Raw genomic sequence first — 23357 nt, forward strand, 5'->3', positions numbered from 1 at the left:
CTAGGCGCCGGAGCTAGACAAATCGAAAAGCGGAGGCGACTTGCTCAGGGGCGACAAGCATAAGACAGATCGACAGGAAGGTTGTTCTTTAACCTTCATGACGAGATGGCTTATGACCTCGAGCCCCTAGTCGCCGCAGCTGGACAGTTTACAAAGAGACACGGCGATATATTTCGGCGTGCTCTCTTTATACATAAGGACGCATGATTAATTCTGGAAATGCTGTCTGAAAAGGAGGTAAATGGATGATTAAGCGAACGCTTCGTGAGATTACTGAGATGATAAAGGTCGAGAATAACGTTTCAGTTTATAACGATACAGCCATTAGCGGTGTCAGTATCGATTCAAGAAAATTAACTGCGGGGAACCTGTTTATTCCTTTTAAAGGGGAAAATTCAGATGGTCATCGATTTGTAGAAGAGGCCATTAAAAAAGGAGCAGCGGCTGCTTTTTGGCAAAAGGATGTTCCAAATCCGCCATTGCATTTGCCTATTCTGGTTGTTGAGGATACATTGATTGCTCTGCAAGAATTAGCGCGTAAATACCGCAATGAGCTGGATGTTCAGGTAGTAGGGATTACAGGCAGCAATGGAAAGACGACAACAAAGGATATAACGGCAAACCTTCTTTCCTTAAAATATAAAGTGCAAAAAACAGAAGGGAATTTTAATAATGAAATTGGGCTTCCATTAACGATGCTCGGACTCGAAAGCGATACAGAAATGGCTGTTCTAGAAATGGGAATGAGCAGCAAAGGGGAGATTGACTTTCTTACCCGCTTAGCACGTCCAGAGGCAGCTATTATTACGAATATCGGTGAATCTCATCTTCTAGATCTAGGCTCAAGAGAAGGGATTGCGGAAGCAAAGCTTGAGATTGTTAATGGCCTGCAGGCAGCTGGTTTACTTGCCTATTATGGGGATGAGCCTTTATTAACGGAGCGATTAGAGAACTTAGATAAAAGCTTCGTCACGAAGACATTTGGCAGAAATACAAAAAATGACCTTTATCCGATAGCTATTGAGCAAAATGATACTGGGAGTTCATTTGTTATCAATGCGTCGGAGAAGACATTTTTTCTTCCTGTCCTAGGAACGCATAATGTATTAAATGCGATGGCAGCTATGGCTGTTGCCAACTTCTTTGGCATACCTTATGAAAAGATGAATGACGGTTTTACCGGATTGAAATTGACAAATATGAGGACAGAACTGCTTCAAGGAAAAATGGGTGAAAAAATTATTAATGATGCGTACAATGCAAGTCCGACATCCATGCATGCGGCTATTGAATTAATTGCACATCTTCCTGGATATAAAAATAAGATTCTTGTTCTCGGCGATATGCTTGAACTTGGACCAGAAGAAGAAGAATTCCATCGCAAAATGGGCGAGTCCATTGATTCCAATAAAATAGATTATGTCTTTACATTTGGAAACCTAGGAAAGCATATTGCTGAAGGGGCAAAAATCTCTCTGCCGGCAAATCGTGTTTATGCGTTTACAGAGAAGCAGCCGCTTATAGATGAGCTAAAAAAATTTGTGAATGAAGAAACAATTATACTAGTGAAGGCATCAAGAGGAATGAAGCTCGAGGAAGTTGTCTCGGCATTACAATAGAATATTAAAAGCCCCCTGTTTCAGTTTTATTGTGAAACAGGGGGTTTTTATTTTACTAAAAATTAGTTGCAAAAACTTTCCATATATCATATAGTGTGTATATAGATATAAACAGTATAACAGCTATAGGAGGACTTATCTATGAGCGAGTGGAAACAAGCGCGGTGGCTTGCTATGTTTGAAGTGAAGGCATCATTGAAGGGAATTATTACACTTGTTGCTTTAGCATTTGGTTTAGCCCTTTTTTTTACAGAGGTATTTTCGAACACAATCATGGAAGATGTTCCAATTGTTTTTGACTTGTTCTATTTATTCACTTTTTGGGTGCTTGCTGCCTCGTTCAGACCGAAGGAGCACCAATTAAAAAGGATGGGAGGAGATATCTGGGTCTCCCCTTACTTCATCATGCTTAACCAATTGCCGATTAAGAAAAATGTGCTTGTATTGAGCAGATTTATTAGTTATTTTACGATTTCCATTCCCTTTAATATATTAGTGCTTATTCTTATCTATGCACTTTCGGCAGAGTATAGAGCATTTATGCCGTTCGGTTCATATCTAGTATTTTCAATTATCTGGCTAAGTTTTGGTGTACTATGCGGTTCCATGTTTCCGGCAAGTGATGTCGGTGAAAAGATTAGTACATTAAAGGCGGTTGTAGTTAGTGTCCTATTTTATGGTGGAATACTAGCAGTGTTAATAGTAATTAATAATGTGCTTAATAAAGGAATTGTCGAAATGACGATGTATGCTGCAAAGGATTGGCCGTTCCCTTCAATTCTTATATCAATTTTGATGACTGTTATCGGTCTCTTCTATTACAAAGGCTACGTCTACAAAAGAATTGATAAGGTTGATTATTTACACTAATGGAGTAATAGGAAAGGTGGCGATTAAGTGGAACTACCTATTCGCCTTTCAAAGGAATCAAGAGAGCCAATTTATCACCAAATAGAAGAACAAATAAAAGCGCTTATTGCAGGAGGCCAGCTGCCAGCAGGGACATCGCTGCCATCTATACGCGTTCTGTCAAAGGAGCTTGAAATCAGTGTGATCACAACACGGCGTGCCTACCAAAACCTTGAATACCAGGGATTCATTCGAACAACTCAAGGGAAAGGGACATTTGTTGCAGAAATTGAGGCATCTAAAAAGGAAGAAGTGAAAGTTTCCGCTGTTTATCATGCGATTGAAAAGGCTGTAGAAACAGCTCTTCGCCATGATTATACAATTGAACAGATAGAAGCAGTTTTTCAAGAAATCATCGCTAGTTTGAAAGAGAAGGGCGGACATGATAACGATGGAAAAGTGGATTGAGATAAATCGTTTAAAAAAGTATGTGGATGATTTTCAATTAGGACCAATTGACCTTTCCTTTGAGGCTGGCACTATCACCGCTGTAGTCGGCAATAATGGTGCTGGGAAAAGTACATTATTGAAGGTTTTGATGCGCTTAGCTGTACAAAATGAAGGGGAAATAAAGGTATTTGGACAGTTGATAGATAGTGAAGCGGAAGGGTGAAAAAAAAGAATTGCCTATTTGCCGCAGACACTATTAGGATGTGATTCTTTCAATGGAAACCAGCTGAGGGAGCTTGTTTCGAAATGGTACCCAACATGGGACCAGTCGTTATTTGAGCAGTTAGTAGAAATGTATCAAATTCCGCTGACAAAAAAGTATGGGAAACTCTCTCAAGGCGTCCAGCAAAAACTTAATCTTGCACTAACACTTGCTAGAGATGCTGAAATTTTAATACTTGATGAACCAACTGCTCATATGGATATTCCTTCAAAGCAATTGCTCTTAGATGTGATTGTTGAATGGATGGAAAGAGGAGAAAAATTAATCATTATCTCAAGTCATCAGGCTGAGGATATCCGAAAACTTGCAGATTATGTAGTTGTTATGAAAGAGGGGCAGCTGGTTGGGAAATTCGAAAAAGAGGAATTAACAAGTCAATATAAGCAATATTGGATGGAGGATTCCCTTCCAAACGAGCCCATCCCGGGTGTAATCGAAAGGAAAAATGAACGAATCCTAGTTTCTAAATGTGCAGAGGTAACAGAGTCGTATTTAGCAAGTAAGCAATTAAAATGGCTTCGTGCGAAAAACTTAGAAATAGAAGAGATTATCACCTATATGCTTATTGGGAAGGCATCATAATTAGGAGAGAGGACTGAATGGGAATGAGTGAACCTGTTTTGGCAGTAAACCAAGTTGGTAAATCTTTTAAAAATAAACAAATTATTAAGGATATTTCTTTTGAAGTAAAAAAAGGGGAAATAATGGCTATCTTAGGACCAAATGGAGCCGGGAAGTCGACGACAATCCGAAGCATCATGGGAATTCTTCATCCTGATGAAGGAACAGTGAAATTTCATGGCCACTCAGCAGGAAGTATTCCTCGTTATAGAATTGGCTATCTTCCTGAGGAACGCGGTTTATATAAAAAGGTTAGCATCATGGATATCCTGCTCTATTTTGCTGAATTGAAGGACTATCCTGTGAAGAAGGCAAAAGAAAGAGCATTGACATACTTAAAGAAATTAGGGCTTGAAGGGAAGGAAAAAAGCTCGATTGAAGAATTGTCAAAAGGGATGGGACAGAAGGTTCAATTTATTGCTTCAATCATCCATGAGCCTGACCTTCTTATCTTAGATGAACCTTTCTCAGGGCTCGATCCTGTTAGCCAAGAATTGATCAAAAGCGAGATTAAAGAATTAGCGAATAAGGGAACGGCGATTTTATTATCTGCGCACCAAATGAATGTAGTTGAAGAATTATGCGATCGTCTATTTATGATACACAGAGGTCGAAAGGTTATCAGCGGAACGATGGAGGAAGTGAAGGCGCAGTATGCGAACTATAAATGTGTGATTCGCGGGAATAATGAGGAAGGTATTTTAGCAAGGCTTCCTCAGGTTCAAAGAGTTGAGCAGAGCGGTGAGCTTGCAACATTGTATTTGGAGGCAAATATTCAACCATCCACTTGGTTAAAGCAGCTTCCAGAAGAGATTCAGATTCAAGAGCTAACAGTAAGCAGAATTTCGCTCCATGAGATTTTTATAGATATCGCGACAGATAAAAAATTATTGGGAGAAGGTGAGAAGAGTGCGTAACAGTATGAAAGTTGCAAAATGGGAATATAAGAAAAATATGAAGAACAAATCATTTATTATTTCCCTGTTAATCACGCCGCTAATTTTTATTATCTTTTCCTCATTGCCATCATTTATGGATATGTTTAAAAGTGAATCTGACCCTGTGAAGGTTTATATTCAAGATGAAATGAATATGTGGGAAAGTGTTGAAGAAACGCTTCTCTCACAAGGGATTAAATGGGATGTTCAAGAGGCTGAAACTGATGAAAGCGGTATGAAGGAATTAATCAAGAACACAGAAAATACAGCTTATATTTCTTTCAATGAAAGTTTGATGGAACAAGGGAAACTGACTGTTTATACAAATGAAGAAATAGATAAAGATTTTGAAAAGCAAGTGAATGTATTGGTGCAGCCTATAAGAGACTTGCAAATAGAAAACCTTCATTTATCACAGAAAGAGAAAGATATCATTAATCAGGGAATTACAATTAATGCTGTCTCTTTATCAAATGATGTAGGTGAAGAGAAGGGAGATCCGTTGAAAAGACTTGTTCCTGGTGTTTTTGCAGGGATCATTCTTTTTTCCATTGTCATGACGGGGATGATGATTTTTCAAAGTGCCTCTAATGAAAAGAAGGAAAAGGTAGCTGAAATTGTTCTTTCCTCGGTAGATTCCTCTGAATTAATGCAAGGTAAAATAATCGGCTACTTTGCTCTTGGGATTACTCAAGTTTTTACATGGATTTTAATAGTTGTTCCATTCTTCATATGGAAAAATGATTTTCCTATTCTAGAATATTTGCTAGTGCCAGAAACTTTGCTGCTCGTTTTTATTGCTGTTCTAGGCTATCTTCTGTTTGCTGCTATTTTTGCCGGAATTGGTGCCACTTTCGAGGATATGGATCAAACGAGTAATTTCCAAGGGATTGTTTTTTTATTGCCGTGGCTGCCAGCTGCATTGTTTTCTCCAGTCATATCTGACCCAGAAGGGATTATTGCACAAGCAGGCTCGTACTTCCCTATAACAGCGCCCGCTGTATTAATTATGCGTCTCTCTGTACTTGAAAGCTGGCCGTGGATTGAAATATCTATCTCAATCATAATTCTTTTAATCAGTATATGGCTGTTTATGAAGTTAGCAGGAAAAATATTTAAAATTGGTATATTAATGTATGGTAAAAATGCCTCACCGAAAGAGATATTAAAATGGCTGAAATATTAAAAGAGTCCCTTCAACAAAATATTTTGTTGGAGGGATTTTATTTTAAAATCAGAATTTATAACTTTGAAGTTAGAGAATTGTCTAGCTACGGCGGCTAGGGGCTCGAGGTCATAAGCTAACTCGTCAAGAAGGCTAAAGAGCATAGCCTTCCAGCCGATTTGTCTTATGCTTGTCGCCCCTGGGCAGCCGCCTCCGCATTTCGGATTGTCTAGCACCAGCGCCTATCAATAGTATTGAAAAAGGCATTTGGTGTAAAATAAAATAAACTAAATTTGGCGGTGATCATAGATGATTGGCTGCATGTGTATACATGGATTTACCGGCGCACCTTTTGAAGTGGAGCCGCTCGCAAGTTATTTGAAGGCTCGTACGGATTGGGAAATAGTTGTTCCAACTTTGCCAGGACATGGCGACAAGCTTGAATTAAAAGGAATTGAGTATAAGAAATGGATTGAACATGCAGAAAAGGAACTTCAAAGGCTGATTGAAAAATGTGAAACCGTTTATGTTGTTGGTTTTTCAATGGGAGGACTTATTGCTAGTTATTTGTCAGTTCATTATCCAGTTGCTAAATTAGTTCTGCTTAGCGCTGCTGCCTATTATGTTAATCCGAAGCAGCTTTTTAAGGATATTGGCGAAATCTTGAGGGACGCTGCAAAGGGAAGTCTAACCGAAAATGAACTATTTATTAGATATAGGAGAAAAATCAAGGCCACCCCTATCACAGCTACTATTCAATTTCGAAGATTGGTTGCTTCGATTCGGCCTATCTTGTCTCAAGTGACAATTCCAACTTTAATTGCACAAGGAGAAATTGATGGAGTGGTTCCTCCAAAGAGTGCACAATATTTATATAATCGGATTGGAACTTCATCCAAAAAGTTAATCTTTTTAAAGAAATCGAAGCATTTAATTTGCCATTGTGAGGAGCGTGAAGATCTTTTTGCGGAAGTGCATCAGTTCCTCAAACAGGGAAATTAATGATCTTCCAGTAACTGTCTCAGATTGCAATTGTGTCTAGAAAATGTTAAAATTATTTTTAAAGGAACATGAGGAACACTTTAGAAACCCGGACATACTCCAATTGGAGAATGTCTTTTTTCACTTTTTATACTGCATTAAGTAGGATGCGGTTCACTCATTCATTACGTGAATTTGTATTTATTAGCTTTAAAGGGGAATGCATCTCCTTGCCACATCCTTCCTCTCAAGCGGGTTTCTTCATGTAAGGTACAGATTTCTCTATTGAAATACAAATGAAGAATCATCCTCGTACCCATTTCACGAAATATCTTTCCTGTATTATTGGAAAACGAAGATTAGAAGGAGAATGAACACATTGACAAAGTTTCAAGATTTGGGCATTAGCCCTGCAACGATGAAGTCTATTAAGAGAATGGGGTTTGAAGAAGCAACTCCGATCCAAGCACAAACCATTCCTTTGAGCCTAGAAAACAAGGATTTGATCGGACAAGCTCAAACAGGAACAGGAAAAACAGCTGCATTTGGCATACCGATGATCGATAAAATTGATTACAGCCAAGATGTAATTCAAGGAATTATCATTGCTCCAACACGTGAGCTTGCTATTCAAGTATCTGAAGAATTGTATAAAATCGGATACGGCAAAAGAACAAGAGTATTAGCGATTTATGGAGGCCAAGATATTAATCGCCAAATTCGTGCATTAAAAAACCGCCCTCATATTATTGTAGGTACACCAGGACGTTTGCTAGACCATATTAACCGCAAAACGCTGCGTCTTGAAAATGTTCATACAGTGATACTAGATGAGGCTGATGAAATGCTGAATATGGGATTCATTGAGGATATTGAGGCAATCCTTGCACAAATTCCAGAAGAGCGCCAGACACTTTTGTTCTCAGCTACCATGCCAGGACCGATCAAAAAAATTGCTGAACGTTTTATGAAGGAACCACAAATCGTGCGTGTGAAAACAAAGGAAGTAACTGTATCGCAAATTGAGCAGTATTATTTAGAAGTGCAGGAAAGAAGCAAATTTGATATTTTGACAAGATTGCTTGATATTCAGTCTCCTGAGCTTGCGATTATATTTGGACGAACAAAGCGGCGGGTAGATGAATTGGCAGAAGCGCTGAACCTTAGAGGTTATAATGCTGAGGGAATTCATGGAGATTTAAGCCAAGCGAAGCGGATGTCTGTTTTACGTAAATTTAAAGAAGGTTCCATTGATGTTTTAGTGGCAACCGATGTTGCTGCACGTGGATTGGATATCTCAGGTGTAACACATGTATATAATTTTGATATTCCGCAAGATCCAGAAAGCTATGTTCATCGAATCGGACGTACAGGGCGTGCAGGTAAAACTGGTGTAGCGATGACCTTCATTACACCGAGAGAAAAGTCGTATCTGCAAGTAGTTGAAAGAACAACAAAACGAAAAATGGACCGCATGAAGCCGCCAACTTTAGATGAGGCATTAGAAGGTCAGCAAAAAGCGGTAATTGAACGTATTTTACAATCGGTTGAATCGAATAATCTGCAATATTATAAACAAGCTGCTGAAGAATTATTAGAACAGCAAGATGCCACAACAATTGTTCAGGCAGTATTAAAGATGCTGACAAAAGAGCCTGATACAACGCCTGTCAAGCTAACAGAAGAAAAACCGCTGCCGCAAAAGAGAGAACGGAGATTTGATGACCGAAATAAATCATATGGCGGTCAAAGAGGAAGACAGAAGGCGCCAGTAAGATCACGCCAAGGCTCCCAAAACAAACGTTATAGCAACAGCAGTAACAATCGTTCTAATTCAAATAGTTATCGTTAATCAAAAGAGAGCATATGATATGCTCTCTTTTTTTCGATATGTTTTATTTATAAAATTTATACATGCTTTTTGGGGTCATGTATACTAGATAAGAGTAGTTATTTATTAGGAGGTTACACATGATTTTGGAACCGCAAAAAAGAATTTCCGCGAAGGGACTGACCGTTTGGAGAATATCTGGAGCTATTCATTCATTTTTCGCTCTTCTTGTATCAGGTGGAGCAGTCGCCCTTACAATTATCTTTGATTGGCCGAGCTGGATTATCGGGATTGCCATCCTTGCATTTGCATTGTATGCCTATCTTTTTATTATCCTCCTTCCAACATTGAGGTGGAAGCGCTGGCGGTATGAGGTGCGTGAAAATGAAGTTGAGCTCCAGCATGGTGTATTTGTCATAAAAAGAACATTGGTACCGATGATACGAGTTCAGCATGTTGATACACAGCAAGGACCAATTTTGCGAAAATATCAATTAGCAACTATAACTATATCTACTGCAGCAACTGTTCATGAGATTCCAGCACTGGAAGTGGATGAAGCGGAAGAGCTCCGGTTCTTCATTTCGAAGCTAGTAAGGGTGGCTGATGAGGATGTCTGAACCAAAACGGCTTCATCCTATATCTGCTGTCATTAACTGTCTTAAACAGCTAAAGGAATTAATCATTCCATTTCTCGTATTTGTAGTATTCGGAAGCAAAAATGGCTTATTTCAGTTAATGGCTTCATTAGGGGTCATCGTTTTAGTATTAATTATCGGAATTCTTACATGGCTTAGATTTACATATCGTTTGGAAGATGGGGAATTACGAATTGAATACGGCGTGTTTGTACGAAAAAAAAGATATATTCCCTTCGAAAGAATACAAAGCCTGGATATGTCAGAAGGGATTTTACAGCGCCCATTTGGTCTAGTAAAGGTAAAGGTAGAAACAGCAGGTTCAAGTGGAGAGGCGGAGGCAGTTTTAACTGCTATTTCAAAGAGCCAAGCAAATTTAATTCAACAAGCTTTAGCCTCAGCTAAAGATGCAGCCCTTCTAAATGAGGCAGAATCAATTAAAGATGAGCAAGAAATGACTCTTTATAAAATATCACCGAAAGAGCTTCTTCTGCTTGCATCTACGTCTGGAGGAGTAGGGGTAGTTCTTTCCGCTGTCATCGCTTTTATTTTTCAATTTGAAGAGATTATCCCTTATGAAAAAGTTTTTAGCGGGCTAGAGGACTTTATTTCCAGCGGGGTCCTTGTTGTCAGTTTTATCGTATTTATTGGCTTTTTGGTCGCATGGGCAGCTGCACTGATTGGTACTATGGTTAAGTATGCTGGATTTACGGTGAGAAAGAACGAGGATGACTTCATTATTACAAGAGGGCTGTTAGAAAAAAGGCAGCTCACTATTCCTTTGCATCGAATACAGGCGATACGAATAAGTGAAAATCTCATTAGACAGCCATTCGGACTATGTACAGTATATATTGAAAGTGCGGGCGGATCTGCAACTGATATGGAAAGCACACGTGAAATGCTTTTGCCAATCGCAAAAAGGAGTATGATTACGGCTATTTTATCTCCGTATTTACCTGAATATAATTTGGGGACTTCCGTTCTATCTGCACCTAATAGGTCTTTAAAACGGTATTTGTTTAGAGGAATATTATATCTGCTCCCAATCATTGCAGTTTCCGTTCTATTTTTTAGACCATGGGGATATTTATCACTTTTAATGGTCATCCCTGCTATGTTCCTGTCGTATTTAAAATTTAAAGACGCAGGATGGGAGATCTATAACCAGCAGCTGACTTTAAGATACCGTACCGTTATAAAAAATACAGTTTTTATGAAAAGAAATCGAATTCAATCATTAGTGATGAAAGAGAGTTATTTTCAAAATAAAAATAAATTGGCTACGATTGAAGCAACGGTGATGTCTGGTTCGGGTGGAGCCGGTGGAAAAGTCACTGATTTGGAAAAGAATGATGTAGAAGGTATCTATAAATGGTATTCATATTCAAAGTAAAAGAAAAAAATTGAAAAATTATTGAATATTCTTCGATTCTTGATTCAAATCAATAAAAAAAAAGGTAAAATAACCGATAGTAATAATGGACTATGTTTTAAATGGAGTTGCCCCTCCCAGATTTTTCGAATCCATTTCGGTGTAGGGGAAAAGACCTAGCAAAATTTAATAATAGAAAAAACGGGTCGAAGTGGCATGAAAATTTGAACAATGGAGTGACTTATAATGTTTAAAACAAAAAAAGGATCGGTGCAGATTCAAGAGGAAAATGCGGAGCTGAAAAACCGTCTAAAAACAATATTTGAAAAAGCTCAGCAAAATGAAGAATATCTTAACAGTTTTATAGAAAGTTTTAATAAAGAAATTAACATTGCGATTGAACAGCATGAAATGGTAAATGGCCAGCACAACATTCTTGCAGATTTAGTCGGGAAAATCATGGAACGATTTGATAAAGTGAATGTTATTAGTCAAATGTCCTATGATAAATCCATTGGACTTCATAAAAAAGGCCAGAATCTAATTGAATCTACAATAGATATGGTTAAAATATCAGGAGAAGGAAGAGATTCTGTCAGCAAAGTGGAGGGTCTTATCGCTAAGCTAGGCGAACAGCTTCATGAAACTTCTGTTAAAATGAATCAATTAAATGAACGGTCAAAAGAAATTGAGATGATCGTTAAAGTAATTAAAGAAATTGCGGACCAAACAAATCTTCTTGCACTTAATGCATCAATTGAAGCGGCAAGAGCTGGAGAGCATGGGAAGGGTTTTGCTGTCGTTGCTGAAGAGGTTCGAAAGCTGGCAGAAAATACTGCGGAAAGCACACACAATATTAGTGTGCTAACACAAAATATCCAAAAGGATATCGATGGTTCATTACAATCAACGAAAATGAGTACAGGATTAATTGAAGAAGGAATCCAATTAAGCACAAATACAACGAGTACGATTGATTATATTTTGTCTGTTATTAACAATGTCCAAGCAGAGGTAAAGGATGTTATTAGCACCATTGAAGAACAGCGTGATTACTCAAATGATGTAATGAATGAGATCAGAGAAACAAGATCAACTTTTGATGAAGCAAATGAAATGATAATTAAACATATTAATGATGCAAGTGTTGTGGATGAAAAGCTAGAAAGCGGAATTAAGCAAATAGCTGAGTTAAGCAATCGGGGAAACCGAGCACTTTGGGATGAGTATAAGGAATATAAATAATTTGGAAAAAGGGGCTAAAATGCCCCTTTTTTTACAGAATATAAAGTGCGCTTTAGCTTTTATCATCTAAACAAAAACCCTACTAATGCAAGGATAATGATAACGCCCCATAGCAATAGTTTAGAAGGTGCGATTTCTTTCAAAGAAGGACGCTGGTTTCCAAAACGATTGGAATAGGGACGATTAAAGGAAAAGGCAGGTCTTTTTTTATTTGAGAGTATGCCAGCTCCGATTAGAAAACCAGCTAAGAGCCCAAATAAATGAGCAACTACATTAATGTTTGGCTGCAAGAAGGTCATAAACACACTGATGATGGCAATGGTTAAAATGAGCTGTGAGTTTGCATAAGAGATCATGTCTTTCCTGAACATAATGATGGCTGCAAAAAAGCCAAACAACCCGAAAATTGCTCCGCTAGATCCTACATGAATATAGGTTAACGGCTCCAGAAGCAATGTAGCCACATTTGCAGCCACCCCTGACGCTGCATAAACAAAAATAAACTTGCCCTTCCCTAATATCTGCTCTAATGCTGGACCGAAAAGAATGAGTGAAAAGCTGTTAAAGAGCACATGGGAGAATCCGCTATGCATAAAAATGGGTGTAATAAGCCGCCAATATTCTCCTTCAACAATATATAAATTCACCCCAGCGAAATGTTCAAAGAGCCATGTGTTTGGAAGAAATGGAAGAATGGTTAATAAATAAAGTACAATATGAATGAAAACGATGATAGAAACTACTGGGTAATAGCGCAGAAATTGTTTAAAGCTCTCCGTTCTTATAAACATGAGGGTCCTCCCTTATTTTAAAAGATAAAAAGGTATAAAATTTGTACTTTGGGAAATGTCCAGCGCAATAATGGACTTCCCCTCCAACGATAAGTCAACATCGAATCACTATCGTTCTATGTGTTTCCTTTATCGAAAGAACCGGTCCTTCTGCGTTTGTACGGCGATGACCAAGGCGCTTGCGCTTTTCTCTTAATTGTTTATGCATAGGATAATTTAATTAGAAGGATGATGTCCAATGATTTCTGGTATTGGGATAGATATTGTAGAGCTCAGTCGGGTAAGAAGAATTTACCTAAGACAGGAAAAGTTTGTTGACAGAATATTAACCGTGAATGAAAAGGAGATCTTTTACAGTTTGACAGAAGACAGGAAGGCAGAGTATTTAGCTGGACGATTTGCAGCAAAGGAAGCCTTTTCAAAAGCTATAGGAACAGGGTTAGGCGGGAGTTTATCCTTTTTAGATATTGAAATTGAAAAAGATAGGAACGGCAAGCCGTTTATATCTAAACCATTAAATGAAGGCGTTCATCTCTCCATTTCCCATAGTAAAGAATATGCCGTTGCACAGGTTATTATTGAAAAACAAGAGCAGAAAGAAAAATAAAAGCTTGTCATTCCCTTTAGCATATTCTTAAAGGTTGTCTCATATATTCATAGTGCAATAGGAGAGACAAGGCTATGGTTTTTGTTACTGAAACCTTGCCTCTATCTCCTCCACGATGAGTGCGCGATCAAAGCTGATTTTTTATGTTAGAAAATTGGCTTAGTGCAGTGGCTGGACAATACACTGAATCGAGACTAAAGGGGTTGAAGGAATGAGAAGAAAGTGGTTGATGCTGTTAGCCGGGCTATTGATTGTCATTGCATTATCTGCTTGCGGGACAAAATCCCAAGGAGATGTAACAAAGGAGCTGAGCGAGAAACTCGAGGAGATTAAAAGCTATAAAGCAAATGCGAAGATGACATTACAGATGGGAACAGAGCCGCAAACGTATGATATTGAGGTTTGGCATAAGGATCCAATGTATTATCGGGTGGATTTAAAAAATGCCCAAAAAGACCAAAGTCAAATGATTCTTCGTAATGATGAAGGAGTGTTTGTTCTTACTCCAGCACTAAATAAGAGCTTCAAGTTTCAAAGTGAGTGGCCGAAAAACAGCAGCCAGGCTTATTTATATGAATCGTTAATAAAGGATATCATCGACGATAAAGAAGCCACATTTAAAGCTACTAAACAGCATTATATATTTGAAACAAAAACGAAATATCAAAATAACCAAATGCTTCCTACCCAGGAAATTACATTGAAAAAGTCAGATCTATCTCCGGTAAGCGTGAAAGTAATGGATACTGATAAAAATCCGCTTGTAACAGTTGAGTTCACAGATGTAAAATTCAATGCTTCACTAGATAAAAAGGACTTTGATATGCAAAAGAATATGACGAGTGCGCAATTAGAAGTTCAAGTTATGGGGGAAGTAACGGATGAAGAATTCTCGGTGAAATATCCTTCCGAGGTTTCTGAATATGAATTGATCGATGAAAAGGAAATAAAAACAGAAGATGGGAAGCGGGTTGTGCTAACATATGATGGTGAAAAGTCATTCACGCTCATTCAGGAAAAAGCAGAAGTAATGACGGCTTCATCATTAACAACTGTAAGCGGCGACCCTGTAGACTTAGGTTTCACGATTGGTGCTCTTTCTAATAATACTATTACGTGGACGCATCAAGGAGTAGATTATTTGATTGCATCAAATGATTTATCGGATGAGGAATTAACTTCAATCGCCCGTTCTGTGCAAGGAAATTCTGTAAAATAGGCATTTGCATTCAGGCTCTTTATATAAGGGCCTTTTTTTGTTTGTGAATATTCAGTCAATAATTAGATTTATTTGACAAATTAATATAGAGAGTTTGATAATAATAATATTTATGACTGTTAAAAGGATGGGGAATTTAGTGGACAGCCAATGGGCTTATTACAGGGATACTTGGGCGGAAATAAACTTGGATCATATTTCATATAATATTGAAGAAATGAGGCGGCATATAGGAGATGATGTGAAGGTTTTCGCAGTAGTGAAGGCGAATGCATATGGCCATGGTGACGAAGAAGTCGCAAGAGAGGCATTAAATTCAGGTGTGTCCTATTTAGCAGTTGCCTTTTTAGATGAAGCCCTAGCACTTCGGAATAAAGGAATTTCAGCACCTATCCTTGTGTTAGGGATATCTCGCCCTGAGGATGTGAGAATTGCAGCGGAAAACCAGATTTCATTAACTGTATTTCAACAGCAGTGGCTGCGTGAAGCAAAGGAATTACTTCCTTCTGATGTCAGATTAGCCATCCATGTAAAGCTTGATACTGGAATGGGGAGACTGGGTGTACGTAATAGAGATGAGCTAAAAGGGCTGGAAACGCTAATTAAAAAGGATCCTCGCTTCAATATAGAAGGTGTTTACACACACTTTGCAACAGCAGATGAGCTTGATTTTACTTATTTTGAACGGCAAATGGAACGATTTAAAGAAATGGTTTCCTGGTTTGAAGCAAGACCAGAATTTATACACACAGGCAATAGTGCAGCTGCATTAATACATCCTGAATCGCACCACAATGCAGTTAGAATGGGAATTTCTATGTATGGACTAACACCTTCACCCGAGATTGAACCAGTTTTGCCATTTAGGTTGAAACCTGCTTTTTCTCTTCATACAAAGCTTGTACATGTTAAAAAGATTAGTAAAGGAGAAAGGATTAGTTACGGTGCCACCTATGAAGGAGCAGAAGATGAATGGATTGGGACCCTGCCAATTGGTTATGCTGATGGGTGGATACGTAAATTACAAGGCCAAGAGGTGCTTGTTGAGGGACAAAGAGTACCAATCGTTGGGCGAATTTGTATGGACCAATGTATGGTTAGACTCCCCCGTGAATTGCCTATAGGAACGGTAGTGACTCTGATTGGGAGACAGGGAGAGTCGTATATTTCAGTAAATGAAGTTGCTGAAAAGCTTCAGACCATTAATTACGAAATTACTTGTATGGCTGCAGCAAGAATACCAAGGGTGTATATGAAGAATGGAAAAGTGAAAAGGATTATTAATTCTTTACTGAAGCAGGTTTAGCTGAAAGATATGTTTTTTGCTGGAAAAATAAGATTATGCATAAAAACTTAATTTTTTAGCCGATAATACAGAAGAATTGATAAATGCTCTTTGCATAAGGCGTGTTTGATGATAATATTGAAATTGGTAGATATAAAATGGTGTGTAGTGATGGTGGAGGTGTTTGTTTGTGGCTGAGTCTAGCGCAACAACAGAGATAATGGTTAAATTACCGCAACATCTATTAACAGAGTTAGATGGTTTTGCTAAACAGGAAAACGTTAACCGGAGTGAATTCATTTATCAAGCAACCAAAATGTATTTGCGTGAACGGAAAAAGAGACAAATTCGTGAATCCATGCGACGTGGCTATATGGAGATGGCGAAAATAAATTTGACGATTGCATCTGAAGCATTTCAAGCAGAATTCGAGGCAGAACACACAGTTGAACGTCTAGTAAGCGGAGGGTAATCCTTTGATTGTCAAACGTGGTGACGTTTATTTTGCAGACCTATCCCCAGTTGTTGGTTCAGAACAAGGTGGAGTTCGTCCAGTGCTTGTCATCCAAAACGATATCGGGAATCGGTTTAGTCCCACAGTAATTGTTGCTGCAATCACTGCTCAAATTCAAAAAGCTAAGCTGCCTACTCATGTTGAAATTGATGCGAAGCGTTATGGCTTTGAACGGGATTCGGTTATTCTTTTAGAACAAATTCGTACGATTGATAAACAGCGCTTAACCGATAAGATTACCCATCTCGATGACGAAATGATGGAAAAAGTGGATGAAGCCGTGCAGATTAGCCTTGGTCTCATCGAATTTTAATACAAAACGCTCTTGTCAAAGAGCGTTTTTATATCTTTAACAGCTATATAAAGCAAATATGGGTTAAAAAAGCCACCATTTATAAAAAATAGATCGTCTGCCCAAGGCAAGCATTATATGCTTGTCTTTTTTATCAATATCATGTTTTGAAAATTCACGCTACTCTTTTTTGAAAATTAATTGTTTATAACATGTTTACTTTCCGCAGAATTCGGGTACTTAATAGGCAAATTGGCATAAGAAGGTGGGTCAGTCATGAATATTTCAATTGAAACGAAAGAAAAAGATCATTTAACTACCGTGGATATAAGTGGAGAGATTGATGCATATACTGCACCCAAACTGCGGGAATCTCTTTTTCGTTTGGCAGAAAAAAGGGAATCGGTAATTATTATTAACCTTTCAGGGGTTACTTATATGGATAGTACTGGATTAGGTGTGTTTGTAGGTGTCTTTAAAAATATTCGTTCAAATAACGGACAGCTGCGTCTTTTAGGACTATCCAGCCGATTGATGAGGCTTTTTGAAATTACAGGCTTGTCAACTATTATGGATATTTCCAGCAAGATTGAAGGTGAAGTAAAATGACTCAAACGTTTGATTACATTGAATTAAAAATTCCTGCTAAAGCGGAATTTTTGAGTGTCATCAGGCTAACTTTATCAGGTATTGCAAGCCGAATGGGGTTTACCTATGACGAGATTGAAGATTTAAAGATTGCTACAAGTGAGGCATGTACGAATGCTATTCAGCATGCCTATACAAATAATGATCTTGGGGAAGTCATTGTTGGCTTTGGTTTATATGGGAATCGTTTAGAAGTAATGGTTGCAGACAATGGGAAAAGTTTTGATTTTCTATCCGCTAAGGAAGGAATTGGACGTTATGAAGAGACTGATTCTGTTGAGTTTTTGCGTGAAGGAGGCTTAGGTCTTTACTTAATAGAGTCGTTAATGGATGAAGTTCGAATTCATAACAAAGAGGGTGTAACGGTCTTCATGATCAAATACCTTGAGGGAGAGCAGGTGGAGAGGGATGTCAAATCAATCTCAACCTAAGCAGATAACGCCAGAGGAAATTAATGGGCTCATAAAAGCTTACCAGCTCGAAAAAGATGAAGAGGCGCAGAAGACGTTAGTTCTACACTATCGAAAGATGGTTGAATCGATTGCACGTAAATATTCGAAAGGGAAATCCTTTCATGAAGATATTACACAAGTTGGTCATATTGGATTATTAGGAGCGATTCGAAGATATGATGAAACATATGGAAAAAGTTTTGAAGCTTTTGCCGTTCCAACGATAATCGGAGAAATCAAACGTTTTTTGCGTGATAAAACATGGAGTGTTCATGTGCCTCGGAGGATAAAGGAATTAGGTCCAAAAATTAAAACAACGATTGATGAATTAACGATCCAGCTGCAGCGATCTCCGAAAATGGCTGAAATTGCAGATGTTGTTGGCGTATCGGAAGAAGAAATATTAGAAGCGATGGAAATAAGCAAAAGCTACCGCGCGCTGTCTGTTGATCATTCAATTGATGCTGATTCTGAAGGCGGTACAACAACATTACATGATATTTTGGGAAATGTGGATGAGGGCTATGAGAAAATAAACCAATTTCTTGTGCTAGAAAAAATATTGCATGTATTAACTGAGCGTGAAAGAAGTGTCATTCAATACACATATATAGAAAATATGAGCCAAAAAGAAACGGGAGAAAAATTGGCTATTTCTCAAATGCATGTATCACGCCTGCAAAGGAAGGCAATAAAAAAGTTAAGGGAAGCAATTAACGCAAATGAAACGAATCAGGAATAACTGTTTGGGCTTATCTTACTAACCGGATAAGCTTATTTGCCTTTAATATTCAACGGTATGAAACATGAGCGAGATTTTGATAAGATAAGATTATAACCGAATAGCTGGAGGTAAAATCTTGGAGAAAATAATAAATAAGCAAGAGCAAATATTAGAGAAGATTACATCGGAACTATCCTTATCGCTAAAACAGGTAAAGAATACAATTAATCTTCTTGAAGAGGGAAATACCGTTCCGTTTATTGCCCGTTATCGAAAAGAGTTAACGGGAGCACTAGATGAGGTGCAAATTCGAGATATAATGGAGCGCTGGCAATACATACAAAATCTCGAGCAACGGAAAGAGGAAATTGTTCGATTGATTGATGAGCAAGGAAAGTTAACGGATGATTTGAATGGACAAATTCAAAAAGCAAGTAAACTTCAAGAGTTAGAAGATCTCTATCGTCCTTATAAACAAAAACGTCGAACTAAGGCAACGGTAGCAAAGGAAAAGGGGCTGGAACCATTTGCTGAATGGCTGCTAACTTTTCCGGCTTCTCCACCAATAGAGGAGAAAGCTGCCGAATTTCTTTCAGGAGAAAAAGAAGTTAAAACAGTTGAGGAAGCCATTACAGGAGCAAAGGACATTATAGCTGAATGGGTATCAGATGATGCAGAAAGCAGAAAGTGGATTCGTCAAGAAACGATAAGAACTGGAACAATCGAGTCTGCTGTAAAAGATGAAAAGAATGATGAGAAGAAAGTGTATGAAATGTATTACGAATATGAGGAGCCGCTAGCAAAAATTGTTCCGCACCGGACATTGGCACTCAATCGAGGAGAAAAAGAAGATATATTACGGATAAGCGTGAAACCGAATGTAGAGTTTATTCTAAGATACCTTCATAAAAAATGGGTTAAAAATGAGCAATCACCTTCTGCTTCACTTGTGATAGAAGCCTATGAGGATGGATATAAGCGTCTTATTCAGCCATCCATTGAGAGAGAAATAAGAAATGAACTAACGGAGAAGGCGGAAGAACAGGCTATCATGATTTTCTCCGAGAATTTACGGAATTTATTATTGCAGCCTCCGCTAAAAGGCAAGGTTGTCTTAGCTGTTGACCCTGCCTATCGAACAGGGTGCAAGCTAGCGGTTGTTGATGAAACAGGCAAGGTTCTTAAAATATCTGTGATTTATCCGCACCCGCCTGTCTCGAAAGCGAAAGAAGCAAAGGGGCAAATTATTGATTTATTAAAAACATACAGGGTTGAAATGGTTGCGATTGGAAATGGAACGGCTTCTAGGGAAACAGAACAGTTTATTTCTGATATCTTGAAAGAACTTAATGAAGAAATTTTTTATCTCATTGTAAATGAGGCTGGAGCTAGTGTGTATTCTGCATCGGATTTAGCGAGAGAGGAGTTTCCTGATCTTCAAGTTGAAGAAAGAAGTGCTGTTTCGATTGCCCGGAGACTTCAAGACCCATTAGCAGAACTTGTGAAAATTGATCCTAAATCTGTTGGTGTAGGACAGTACCAGCATGATGTTTCCCAAAAAAAATTAACCGAATCACTAAGCTTTGTTGTTGAGACAGCCGTTAACCAGGTTGGAGTTAATGTAAATACGGCTTCTTCTTCATTGCTTCAATATGTTGCTGGTTTATCTAAAGCGGTAGCTAATAATATCGTGAAAAAGCGGGAGGAAGAGGGGAAATTCTCGAACCGGAAACAACTAAAGAAAATTCCTAGACTTGGTGCTAAAACATACGAGCAAGCCATTGGTTTCTTGCGAATCATAGATGGAACTGAGCCGTTAGATCGTACAGGTATCCACCCGGAAAGCTATTCTGAAGTAATTAAACTTCTTAATAATCTTGGCTTTACTACTGCTGATTTAGGGAGTCCGGCTTTAAGAGAATCCCTAGCTGGATTGAATGTTGCACAGTTATCGGAAGAGTTAGGGATTGGGGAATTAACATTAAAGGATATAATTGATGCTCTTGTACGACCTGAGAGAGACCCACGGGATGATTTGCCTAAACCTTTATTGAAAAAGGATGTCCTAAAGCTCGAAGATTTAAATGCGGGAATGGAGCTTCAGGGTACCGTCAGAAATGTTGTGGATTTCGGAGCATTTGTTGATATTGGTGTAAAGCAGGATGGACTTGTTCATATATCTAAATTAAGCCGGAAATTCGTCAAACATCCTCTTGATGTTGTTTCAGTCGGGGACGTAGTTACCGTATGGGTAGATTCTGTTGACAAAAATAAAGGAAGAGTATCGTTGACAATGCTCTCGCCTAATGAGTAATAATTGTAGAGGCTCAAACAAAAGCCAGGCCCTTGCAGGTGAATTTTGCAAGGGCTTTTTTTATGCGTGTCGGGACTGACCAGTCGCCTCCGCTTTTCGATATGTCTAGCTGCGGCTCCTAGTCCCTCGAGGTCATAAGCCAAACTGGCTCGAAGGTTAAAGAACAACCTTCCATCCAGTTCGTCTTATGCTTGTCGGGACTGACCAGTCGCCTCCGCTTTTCTATGAGCAGTGTTTTTTTCTGTAGAAAAACCAGCATTGGTTTAATAATTTTATTTGGTAACGATCTTTTTCAAGGAATGCGCGTTGGATTTGATTTTGAAACCATACAGGCATATGAGTACCTCCTCGGATCAAAAGGTATATATAATGTATGCTATAATAGGTTGTCATGTTGACAATATTTCTTAGGGGTAAGAGGAAGATGGATGATTTAGAACTACAAAGATTGGTAGAGGAAATTTCTTTAGCGGAATTTGGTAAACCATTCAGACATAAGGCATACTTTAATTCAAGGCTTAAAACTACTGGCGGAAGATATATGCTAAATACCCATCATGTGGAAATAAATCGAAAATATTTAGAGCAATTAGGACATCAAGAGTTATGTGGCATTATTAGGCATGAACTTTGTCACTATCATTTGCATATTGAGGGGAAAGGGTATAAACACCGGGATCAAGATTTTAAGATATTAATGAAAGCTGTTGGAGCTCCTCGTTTTTGCTCACCACTGCCAGGGGACTATCAGAGGAAGGGAAAGAAGAGGGATATTATCTATTTTTGTAAGAGCTGTGGGCAAAGGTATCATAGAAGAAGAAATATTAATACACAAAAATACGTCTGCGGAAAATGCAGAGGGAGATTAGTAAAGATCAATGGAAATGAAACAATATAAGGGTAATTCCTTTAAGGTAACATGCTGCTAAAAATGCTTTATTTTTTTTGAAAAACATTCTTGACTTTTAATAGACAGGTTTTTATAATAGGAAGAGTCGAAAAGATGATATGCACTATTCCGCAGTAGCTCAGTGGTAGAGCTATCGGCTGTTAACCGATCGGTCGTAGGTTCGAGTCCTACCTGCGGAGCCATTTTTATTATGGGGAAGTACTCAAGAGGCTGAAGAGGCGCCCCTGCTAAGGGTGTAGGTCGGGTAACCGGCGCGAGGGTTCAAATCCCTCCTTCTCCGCCAGCGATATTTTGATTTTTTAATGTGGCCCGTTGGTCAAGCGGTTAAGACACCGCCCTTTCACGGCGGTAACACGGGTTCGAATCCCGTACGGGTCATCCATAGAGTTGCAGTTGGTATTTTAAACTGCAGTGGAATGATAAGCTTGGTCCGGTAGTTCAGTTGGTTAGAATGCCTGCCTGTCACGCAGGAGGTCGCGGGTTCGAGTCCCGTCCGGACCGCCATTTTTGTTTTGAGAATATTAATGGGCTATAGCCAAGCGGTAAGGCATCGCACTTTGACTGCGACATGCGTTGGTTCGAATCCAGCTAGCCCAGCCATTTTTATTTCGAGCCATTAGCTCAGTCGGTAGAGCATCTGACTTTTAATCAGAGGGTCGAAGGTTCGAGTCCTTCATGGCTCACCATTTACAATATGCGGGTGTGGCGGAATTGGCAGACGCACTAGACTTAGGATCTAGCGCCGCAAGGCGTGGGGGTTCGACTCCCTTCACCCGCATTGATAATCCTTGATTTTTATATGAAATGTTGATATGATTAACTTTATCACTATTTATATGCGGTCGTGGCGGAATGGCAGACGCGCTAGGTTGAGGGCCTAGTGGGGGCAACCCCGTGGAGGTTCAAGTCCTCTCGGCCGCACCAAAAAAAATATTGACAAATAGATTGATCTGAGATATGATATAAAAGTTGCTTTAATAAATGCGCCCGTAGCTCAATTGGATAGAGCGTCTGACTACGGATCAGAAGGTTATGGGTTCGACTCCTTTCGGGCGCGCCATTTATGTTATAAGAATTCGGAAGTTAGAAGCAGGAATAAAATAAATTATCCTCTTCGACCTCTTAATCTAATCCGGGAAGTAGCTCAGCTTGGTAGAGCACTTGGTTTGGGACCAAGGGGTCGCAGGTTCGAATCCTGTCTTCCCGACCATTCGATTTCATTAACAAATAGTAACGCGGGTGTAGTTTAGTGGTAAAACCACAGCCTTCCAAGCTGTTGTCGAGGGTTCGATTCCCTTCACCCGCTCCAAAATTGCTCTTTGAAAACTGAACGAACAAGAACGTCAACGTTTATTATTTTAGTCTTTTTAAAAAAGACATTTATGAGCTAATCAACTCACAATTTATTGGAGAGTTTGATCCTGGCTCAGGACGAACGCTGGCGGCGTGCCTAATACATGCAAGTCGAGCGAATCTGAGGGAGCTTGCTCCCAAAGATTAGCGGCGGACGGGTGAGTAACACGTGGGCAACCTGCCTGTAAGACTGGGATAACTTCGGGAAACCGGAGCTAATACCGGATAATTCTTTTCCTCACATGTGGAAAAG

At 38.9% G+C, this 23357-nt stretch carries 22 protein-coding genes, 11 tRNA genes and 1 pseudogene; 32 read left to right on the top strand and 2 right to left on the bottom strand.

Translation table 11 applies throughout. The features are described from left to right. The first annotated feature begins 245 nt into the window (after window positions 1-245). From C1726_RS08410 to C1726_RS26570, 11 genes and pseudogenes are all read left to right on the top strand, one after another. On the top strand, window positions 246-1619 hold the full coding sequence (locus C1726_RS08410) for a UDP-N-acetylmuramoyl-tripeptide--D-alanyl-D-alanine ligase (protein WP_102272734.1): 1374 nt from the start codon (window positions 246-248) through the stop codon (window positions 1617-1619). A 141-nt stretch (window positions 1620-1760) separates the two neighbouring features. Beyond that, on the top strand, window positions 1761-2489 hold the full coding sequence (locus tag C1726_RS08415; protein WP_102272735.1) for a hypothetical protein: 729 nt from the start codon (window positions 1761-1763) through the stop codon (window positions 2487-2489). Window positions 2490-2516: 27 nt separating this feature from the next. Further along, window positions 2517-2936, top strand: a complete 420-nt coding sequence (locus C1726_RS08420; protein WP_102272736.1) for a GntR family transcriptional regulator — start codon at window positions 2517-2519, stop codon at window positions 2934-2936. Then, a pseudogene (locus tag C1726_RS08430) lies at window positions 2920-3783 on the top strand (ATP-binding cassette domain-containing protein). Before C1726_RS08420 ends, C1726_RS08430 begins: the two are co-directional and overlap by 17 nt. A gap of 23 nt (window positions 3784-3806) precedes the next feature. Beyond that, a complete protein-coding gene (locus C1726_RS08435) occupies window positions 3807-4739 on the top strand; it encodes an ABC transporter ATP-binding protein (RefSeq protein ID WP_102273243.1) in 933 nt (310 codons plus the stop codon). Beyond that, a complete protein-coding gene (locus tag C1726_RS08440; RefSeq protein WP_102272739.1) occupies window positions 4732-5946 on the top strand; it encodes an ABC transporter permease in 1215 nt (404 codons plus the stop codon). Before C1726_RS08435 ends, C1726_RS08440 begins: the two co-directional genes overlap by 8 nt. A gap of 288 nt (window positions 5947-6234) precedes the next feature. After that, window positions 6235-6927, top strand: a complete 693-nt coding sequence (locus tag C1726_RS08445; RefSeq protein ID WP_102272740.1) for an alpha/beta hydrolase — start codon at window positions 6235-6237, stop codon at window positions 6925-6927. Between the two features lie 349 nt (window positions 6928-7276). Further along, the gene (locus C1726_RS08450) at window positions 7277-8758 is read left to right on the top strand and encodes a DEAD/DEAH box helicase (protein ID WP_180968143.1); all 1482 of its coding nucleotides are present in this window, start codon (window positions 7277-7279) and stop codon (window positions 8756-8758) included. 119 nt (window positions 8759-8877) lie between these two features. Further along, window positions 8878-9357, top strand: a complete 480-nt coding sequence (locus C1726_RS08455) for a PH domain-containing protein (protein ID WP_102272742.1) — start codon at window positions 8878-8880, stop codon at window positions 9355-9357. Then, the gene (locus tag C1726_RS08460) at window positions 9350-10771 is read left to right on the top strand and encodes a PH domain-containing protein (protein ID WP_102272743.1); all 1422 of its coding nucleotides are present in this window, start codon (window positions 9350-9352) and stop codon (window positions 10769-10771) included. Before C1726_RS08455 ends, C1726_RS08460 begins: the two co-directional genes overlap by 8 nt. Before the next feature lie 225 nt (window positions 10772-10996). Beyond that, window positions 10997-11995: a methyl-accepting chemotaxis protein gene (locus C1726_RS26570; RefSeq protein WP_102272744.1), complete on the top strand. Its 999-nt coding sequence runs from the start codon at window positions 10997-10999 to the stop codon at window positions 11993-11995. Window positions 11996-12057: 62 nt separating this feature from the next. Here the strand turns inward: C1726_RS26570 and C1726_RS08470 are convergent, their stop codons facing one another. After that, the gene (locus tag C1726_RS08470; RefSeq protein WP_102272745.1) at window positions 12058-12786 is read right to left on the bottom strand and encodes a rhomboid family intramembrane serine protease; all 729 of its coding nucleotides are present in this window, start codon (window positions 12784-12786) and stop codon (window positions 12058-12060) included. Window positions 12787-13024: 238 nt separating this feature from the next. Between C1726_RS08470 and acpS the strand changes: the two genes are divergently transcribed. From acpS to C1726_RS08515, 9 genes are all read left to right on the top strand, one after another. Then, complete coding sequence (acpS, locus tag C1726_RS08475; protein ID WP_102272746.1) at window positions 13025-13393, top strand: holo-ACP synthase; 369 nt, start codon at window positions 13025-13027, stop codon at window positions 13391-13393. 211 nt (window positions 13394-13604) lie between these two features. Further along, a complete protein-coding gene (locus C1726_RS08480; RefSeq protein WP_102272747.1) occupies window positions 13605-14612 on the top strand; it encodes a LolA family protein in 1008 nt (335 codons plus the stop codon). Window positions 14613-14751: 139 nt separating this feature from the next. After that, window positions 14752-15918 (top strand): alanine racemase, encoded by a 1167-nt coding sequence (gene alr / locus C1726_RS08485; RefSeq protein WP_235822732.1) that lies wholly within the window; start codon window positions 14752-14754, stop codon window positions 15916-15918. 169 nt (window positions 15919-16087) lie between these two features. Then, entirely contained in the window at window positions 16088-16369 is a 282-nt protein-coding gene (locus C1726_RS08490; protein ID WP_053477859.1) for a CopG family ribbon-helix-helix protein, read from the top strand. A gap of 4 nt (window positions 16370-16373) precedes the next feature. After that, window positions 16374-16724 carry a type II toxin-antitoxin system endoribonuclease NdoA gene (ndoA, locus tag C1726_RS08495; RefSeq protein ID WP_009336311.1) on the top strand — a complete coding sequence of 117 codons (351 nt, stop codon included), beginning with the start codon at window positions 16374-16376 and terminating at the stop codon, window positions 16722-16724. A gap of 255 nt (window positions 16725-16979) precedes the next feature. Next, a complete protein-coding gene (locus C1726_RS08500; protein ID WP_102272749.1) occupies window positions 16980-17312 on the top strand; it encodes an anti-sigma factor antagonist in 333 nt (110 codons plus the stop codon). Then, a complete protein-coding gene (gene rsbW / locus C1726_RS08505) occupies window positions 17309-17782 on the top strand; it encodes an anti-sigma B factor RsbW (protein ID WP_102272750.1) in 474 nt (157 codons plus the stop codon). The genes C1726_RS08500 and rsbW overlap by 4 nt, the downstream gene beginning before the upstream one ends. Beyond that, a complete protein-coding gene (sigB, locus tag C1726_RS08510; protein WP_102272751.1) occupies window positions 17760-18545 on the top strand; it encodes an RNA polymerase sigma factor SigB in 786 nt (261 codons plus the stop codon). The genes rsbW and sigB overlap by 23 nt, the downstream gene beginning before the upstream one ends. Before the next feature lie 118 nt (window positions 18546-18663). Then, window positions 18664-20841: a Tex family protein gene (locus C1726_RS08515; RefSeq protein WP_102272752.1), complete on the top strand. Its 2178-nt coding sequence runs from the start codon at window positions 18664-18666 to the stop codon at window positions 20839-20841. Window positions 20842-21063: 222 nt separating this feature from the next. Here the strand turns inward: C1726_RS08515 and cmpA are convergent, their stop codons facing one another. Then, the gene (gene cmpA / locus C1726_RS08520) at window positions 21064-21177 is read right to left on the bottom strand and encodes a cortex morphogenetic protein CmpA (RefSeq protein ID WP_102272753.1); all 114 of its coding nucleotides are present in this window, start codon (window positions 21175-21177) and stop codon (window positions 21064-21066) included. Window positions 21178-21265: 88 nt separating this feature from the next. Between cmpA and C1726_RS08525 the strand changes: the two genes are divergently transcribed. From C1726_RS08525 to C1726_RS08580, 12 genes are all read left to right on the top strand, one after another. Beyond that, window positions 21266-21739: a SprT family protein gene (locus C1726_RS08525; RefSeq protein WP_102272754.1), complete on the top strand. Its 474-nt coding sequence runs from the start codon at window positions 21266-21268 to the stop codon at window positions 21737-21739. Window positions 21740-21858: 119 nt separating this feature from the next. Beyond that, window positions 21859-21933, top strand: a tRNA-Asn gene (locus tag C1726_RS08530). A 10-nt stretch (window positions 21934-21943) separates the two neighbouring features. Next, window positions 21944-22034, top strand: a tRNA-Ser gene (locus C1726_RS08535). Window positions 22035-22057: 23 nt separating this feature from the next. Then, a tRNA-Glu gene (locus tag C1726_RS08540) sits at window positions 22058-22129 on the top strand. Between the two features lie 49 nt (window positions 22130-22178). After that, window positions 22179-22255 (top strand) — tRNA-Asp (locus C1726_RS08545). A gap of 21 nt (window positions 22256-22276) precedes the next feature. After that, a tRNA-Gln gene (locus C1726_RS08550) sits at window positions 22277-22351 on the top strand. Window positions 22352-22361: 10 nt separating this feature from the next. Further along, window positions 22362-22437 (top strand) — tRNA-Lys (locus tag C1726_RS08555). A 10-nt stretch (window positions 22438-22447) separates the two neighbouring features. Further along, window positions 22448-22529 (top strand) — tRNA-Leu (locus C1726_RS08560). Window positions 22530-22589: 60 nt separating this feature from the next. After that, window positions 22590-22675: transfer RNA gene (locus C1726_RS08565), tRNA-Leu, on the top strand. Window positions 22676-22734: 59 nt separating this feature from the next. Next, window positions 22735-22811: transfer RNA gene (locus C1726_RS08570), tRNA-Arg, on the top strand. 73 nt (window positions 22812-22884) lie between these two features. Continuing rightward, window positions 22885-22961, top strand: a tRNA-Pro gene (locus tag C1726_RS08575). Between the two features lie 25 nt (window positions 22962-22986). After that, a tRNA-Gly gene (locus C1726_RS08580) sits at window positions 22987-23060 on the top strand. Window positions 23061-23357 lie beyond the last annotated feature (297 nt).

Source organism: Cytobacillus massiliigabonensis (genome assembly GCF_900199725.1).
Classification (GTDB): domain Bacteria; phylum Bacillota; class Bacilli; order Bacillales; family Cytobacillaceae; genus Cytobacillus; species Cytobacillus massiliigabonensis.

Bases quoted from the DNA above. Each gene is read 5' to 3' on its own strand.
- C1726_RS08410 (WP_102272734.1), top strand. From the start codon at position 246: ATGATTAAGCGAACGCTTCGTGAGATTACTGAGATGATAAAGGTCGAG.
- rsbW (WP_102272750.1), top strand. From the start codon at position 17,309: ATGACTCAAACGTTTGATTACATTGAATTAAAAATTCCTGCTAAAGCG.
- C1726_RS08470 (WP_102272745.1), bottom strand. From the start codon at position 12,786: ATGTTTATAAGAACGGAGAGCTTTAAACAATTTCTGCGCTATTACCCA.
- C1726_RS08450 (WP_180968143.1), top strand. From the start codon at position 7,277: ATGAACACATTGACAAAGTTTCAAGATTTGGGCATTAGCCCTGCAACG.
- C1726_RS08435 (WP_102273243.1), top strand. From the start codon at position 3,807: ATGAGTGAACCTGTTTTGGCAGTAAACCAAGTTGGTAAATCTTTTAAA.
- C1726_RS08525 (WP_102272754.1), top strand. From the start codon at position 21,266: ATGGATGATTTAGAACTACAAAGATTGGTAGAGGAAATTTCTTTAGCG.
- acpS (WP_102272746.1), top strand. From the start codon at position 13,025: ATGATTTCTGGTATTGGGATAGATATTGTAGAGCTCAGTCGGGTAAGA.
- C1726_RS26570 (WP_102272744.1), top strand. From the start codon at position 10,997: ATGTTTAAAACAAAAAAAGGATCGGTGCAGATTCAAGAGGAAAATGCG.
- cmpA (WP_102272753.1), bottom strand. From the start codon at position 21,177: ATGCCTGTATGGTTTCAAAATCAAATCCAACGCGCATTCCTTGAAAAA.
- sigB (WP_102272751.1), top strand. From the start codon at position 17,760: ATGTCAAATCAATCTCAACCTAAGCAGATAACGCCAGAGGAAATTAAT.
- C1726_RS08460 (WP_102272743.1), top strand. From the start codon at position 9,350: ATGTCTGAACCAAAACGGCTTCATCCTATATCTGCTGTCATTAACTGT.
- C1726_RS08445 (WP_102272740.1), top strand. From the start codon at position 6,235: ATGATTGGCTGCATGTGTATACATGGATTTACCGGCGCACCTTTTGAA.
- C1726_RS08500 (WP_102272749.1), top strand. From the start codon at position 16,980: ATGAATATTTCAATTGAAACGAAAGAAAAAGATCATTTAACTACCGTG.
- C1726_RS08415 (WP_102272735.1), top strand. From the start codon at position 1,761: ATGAGCGAGTGGAAACAAGCGCGGTGGCTTGCTATGTTTGAAGTGAAG.
- C1726_RS08480 (WP_102272747.1), top strand. From the start codon at position 13,605: ATGAGAAGAAAGTGGTTGATGCTGTTAGCCGGGCTATTGATTGTCATT.
- C1726_RS08455 (WP_102272742.1), top strand. From the start codon at position 8,878: ATGATTTTGGAACCGCAAAAAAGAATTTCCGCGAAGGGACTGACCGTT.